Below are 3,999 nucleotides of genomic sequence, written 5' to 3' on the forward strand. Positions count from 1 at the left end.
GGAAACCAGACCGTTGGAGGCCGTGTTAAACTGCATGTCCTCAAGATCTGTGGGGCCAGCTTTGATAACAATAATGGCTCCAGGGAGTACGACACCGGTCTTCGAGTCCACCACTTTGAACTTGACTTGGCCATCTGCCCAGGCGACGGCGGCGGGCAAGAGTAGACTGAGCACGGTAGCGGTAGCGAGAACTCCGCTGCGTGTTTGCAGGCGGTGCAACATGTTGTTATTCTTCCTTTTTATTCTTGACATCAAAAATTCCCTTAGCACGAAAAATACCCCAGTAATTGTACGTGCGGACCTAGTGGCTGTCAAGCGAGCCAATTACATAGTTCCCCAAAACAGCTCATCTTCCTGCTTTTACACGGAAAATCCCCTCCTGTCGCAAATTAGATTCCGTCCGGCAGGACGTTCGGCGACGCCCAGAGGGCACCCGGCCTTCAGTGAGGAATTTTCAACTCCTCGCATTCTCACCACGCGATTTGCGACAGGTACAAAATTTTAGAGATCAGAACAAATTGTATATTCCTAAGTGAGCCTTTTGCACGAATGCGTCACAGATTAAAATCCATGCCGCCAACGAGAACGAAGCCCATGCCGGGCTGAGGAACTTGGAGCCCGCACCCCGAGGGTACCCGGGCTTTGTTCCTGTTGGAGAGGCCTACTTCAGTAGACGGCTAACGATTCGTGGAAACGGCTCCTTCGTGCTGGATTTCTCTTGAGTTTAGTTTTTCTATCGCCAAACATATGCACATTAGAAGTTTAATGGTTCCTGGTTTTTATTGCCCACCTGTCCTTCTTGTCATGACTATTCTCCCATTTTGCTTCGATTCATGCTGCCGAGCGTCGCAGATATTTTGGGACGACATTGCAGAAAGTGACAAATGTCCCCACGAGACGCCTTCCCAGAGAGACTTTTTTTCTAATTTTTCCGAGCTTTTTGCACGAATCATTTTCGCGTCCGAAAAATTCTGAAATTTGATTTGTGCAAAAAGCTCCTATGTGCTTATCATCCTTGACCGACGTGTCGCGATCTACCGACGCACAAATGAGAAAAGCTAAGCATCAGTGCCCAGCTTGTTTCAGGAATTATGGCAAGGATAGAGAAGCGAGCTAATAGGCACCCTTGGCAAAGAGAACCGCAGGAATAGCACGTAGGAGAATCGAGAGATCCGTGCGAAGAGAGCGCATTTGTATATACTTCATGTCCAGCTCCAACCAACGTTCAAAGCTCAGGCTGGATCGCCCACTTACTTCGCGAAAACAAAGCAAGCCGGGTGTAACACTCAGACGCTCTTTGGGATAGTTCGGATAGGCATCAATCTCACTTTGCAGATGGGGACGCGGTCCTACCAGGGTCATATCGCCTTTCAAGACGCTCCAGATTTGCGGGAGCTCATCGAGCGATGACTTGCGGAGCATGCGGCCAACAGAGGTAATTCGTGGATCTTTCTTCATTTTGAAGATAGGCCCCGAGGCTTCGTTCTTGGTAGAAAGCTGGGTCTTGAGCGCATCGGCGTTTGTCACCATGCTGCGGAACTTGTAGAACGTGAAGAGCCGCCCGTTCATCCCTACCCGTTTTTGACGGTAAATAATCGGCCCACGGTCGGTTAACCAGATCGAAAGAACTATAACCAAGAGGATAGGTGCGAGAACTAAGAGAGCAATAAAAGAAAAAACGATATCCATGCTCCGCTTAATCACGACGTAGCTACTAGAGGGTGTCGCGTTTGCAGGCGAGGAGATCAGCTCTACAGACACAGATTAACTTCCTTTCTGGTGAATTGAGTTGGCATAGGCGCTCAGAAAACCTGGTGCTAGAAAAAGTACGGTTCTAGTATCGCTACTATTATCCCCAATTTTTAAAATTATTCAAACTTCATTTTGGTTGCCTGTGAACTCTTCCTCAGCGTCGCGACAATTTATTTTCGATGCTAGGGGTTGGTTCCAGGTAAACTTGCTCGCCGGGATGATGGTAGCCACGGGAGCGGGCAAGGGCTTCGATGCCTTCTGACGACTTCAAATAGGATCGGCGCTTTGATAGGCTCACGTTTTCTGCATGAAGACCTTGGAGGCGTGCCTCTAGGATTCGTACTTCATGATTGGTTTGTACACCTAGGGACCAGGGAAGCGAGAGCCAGCGTACATAGAGGAAAAGCCCGAGACCAACACCGAGGCTGATGCCCAGAAGACGCCAGACTGTATCCCAACGACGACGCTGTGTCCGTGTCCGGGGAAGTGAGACTGTAGGAGAAGATTTAGAGTGGTTCGCCAAGGTAATGTACCTTTATGAGATTCGTGCTGCCCGGCTTGCCCAGAGGCGTCCCGGAGGTAAGGACGAACAAATCGCCCGGTTGGAGATAGCCGCTCTGAGCCGCGACCGCGGTACTCTCACTCAGAAGCGAGTCCACGCTGGTGGGGGCGGGCATCAGCAGAGACTGGATGCCCCAGCAGAGGGCAAGGCGACGGCAGGTTTCCTCCGAGGGTGTGACCGCAAGTATCTGAGAGCGCGGACGGAATTTTGCCACTGCACGTGCCGTTCCCCCCGTTTCCGTGGCACAGAGAATGGCTTTGGCTTGCTGATCATGCGCAATCGTGACAGCAGCTTCGGCGACTGCATCGGTCAGGCTGTCACGGCCAAAGAGGGCTGTCTTTTCTCGAAGGAGCTGGTCGTAGTCGAGCTGTTCCTCCGTGCGACGGGCGATTCGGCTCATGGTTTCGACTGCCTGGAGAGGGTAGGCACCCACGGCTGTCTCCCCGGAGAGCATCAGAGCATCCGTACCATCGAGGATCGCGTTCGCAATGTCTGTTACTTCGGCACGGGTAGGGCGTGGGTTGCGGATCATGGAATCCAGCATCTGGGTGGCGGTGATCACGGGCTTGCCCAGCACATTGCAGGCTCGGATCAGGCGCTTTTGAATCATAGCCATCTCCTCCACCGGCATCTCGATTCCCAGATCACCCCGGGCCACCATTGCACCGTCTGCCATGGCGAGAATGGAATCCAGATTCTCAACCGCCTCCGCCTTTTCTATCTTGACCAGGATTGGCACCACGCGGCCCTCTCGCTCCATCAAGGAACGTAGACGGAGCACATCATCGGCATGGCGCACAAAAGAGAGGGCCACATAGTCCACTCCTAGCGCAAGCCCGAAGCGCAGATCCGCTTCATCTTTGTCAGTGACGGCCTCAATCGGGAGAGCCACTCCTGGCAGGTTGACGCCCTTGCCCGAGGTTAGGACGCCGCCCGCAATCACGACGCATCTCACTTCGTCCGGCTGGACTTGTTCCACCTGGAGCTCCAGTAGTCCATCGTCGAGCAGGAGCCGCATCCCTAGCGCTGCGACCGCAAAAAACTCAGGCAGGGGCAGAGAAATGCGCTCCGCCGTGCCCAGAACGCTTGCCAGGGTCAGAACCACCCGTTCGCCTTCCTCTAAGACGACGCCCTCCGTCATGGTGCCGATTCGTAGCTTGGGGCCACAGAGGTCCTGAAGGGCTGCCACACTCTTGCCCACTTTCGCCGCCGCCGACCGCAGACGGGCGAAGCGCTCCGCATGCTGGGAATGGGTTCCATGCGAAAAATTAAAGCGGGCGACATCCATTCCTGCGCGGATGAGTCTCTCTAACGTCTCTGGAGAGTCGACCGCAGGGCCGAGAGTACAAATGATCTTGGTGCGTGGCATCTAAGCAGGCATTATACACCTTGAAAAACAAAATTAGTTTAAGGGGTGGACGGGTTTACTTTCGCGTGATAGAATTCCCGTGCTTCCGGGTCGGTAGCTCAGTGGTAGAGCAGTGCCCTTTGCTTGTCGCAAGTGCGATGGCGATGTGCCATTTCAGGTGCAATTCCTGAGAAAAGCTATAAGGCATTGGTCGTGGGTTCGAATCCCACCCGACCCATAATTTTTTCGTCTCAAGACTCCTCAAGCACCGTAAAATCCGTGCGTTTGCGCTTGATCAGCACGGTGTCTACTTTTTCGCCCTCGTTTGTCTCAGGGT

Annotated in this window: 4 protein-coding genes and 1 tRNA gene; 1 reads left to right on the forward strand and 4 read right to left on the reverse strand. The window is 53.2% G+C overall.

The genetic code is table 11. The features are described 5' to 3' along the window. The 4 genes from ACH2EH_RS15320 to pyk all read right to left on the reverse strand — a co-directional run. Positions 1 to 222: hypothetical protein (locus ACH2EH_RS15320; RefSeq protein WP_395142909.1), on the reverse strand; the 222-nt coding region annotated here is incomplete at its 3' end. 891 nt (positions 223 to 1,113) lie between these two features. Beyond that, positions 1,114 to 1,761, reverse strand: a complete 648-nt coding sequence (locus tag ACH2EH_RS15325) for a sugar transferase (protein WP_395142910.1) — start codon at positions 1,759 to 1,761, stop codon at positions 1,114 to 1,116. A gap of 145 nt (positions 1,762 to 1,906) precedes the next feature. After that, positions 1,907 to 2,275 (reverse strand): septum formation initiator family protein, encoded by a 369-nt coding sequence (locus tag ACH2EH_RS15330; protein WP_395142911.1) that lies wholly within the window; start codon positions 2,273 to 2,275, stop codon positions 1,907 to 1,909. After that, positions 2,259 to 3,683 (reverse strand): pyruvate kinase, encoded by a 1,425-nt coding sequence (gene pyk, locus ACH2EH_RS15335; protein WP_395142912.1) that lies wholly within the window; start codon positions 3,681 to 3,683, stop codon positions 2,259 to 2,261. The genes ACH2EH_RS15330 and pyk overlap by 17 nt, the downstream gene beginning before the upstream one ends. 87 nt (positions 3,684 to 3,770) lie before the next feature. Here pyk and ACH2EH_RS15340 point away from each other — a divergent pair. Then, positions 3,771 to 3,900: transfer RNA gene (locus tag ACH2EH_RS15340), tRNA-OTHER, on the forward strand. The last annotated feature ends 99 nt before the right edge of the window (positions 3,901 to 3,999 follow it).

It is taken from the genome of Armatimonas sp. (assembly GCF_043760365.1).
Classification (GTDB): domain Bacteria; phylum Armatimonadota; class Armatimonadia; order Armatimonadales; family Armatimonadaceae; genus Armatimonas.

Bases quoted from the DNA above. Each gene is read 5' to 3' on its own strand.
- pyk (WP_395142912.1), bottom strand. From the start codon at position 3,683: ATGCCACGCACCAAGATCATTTGTACTCTCGGCCCTGCGGTCGACTCT.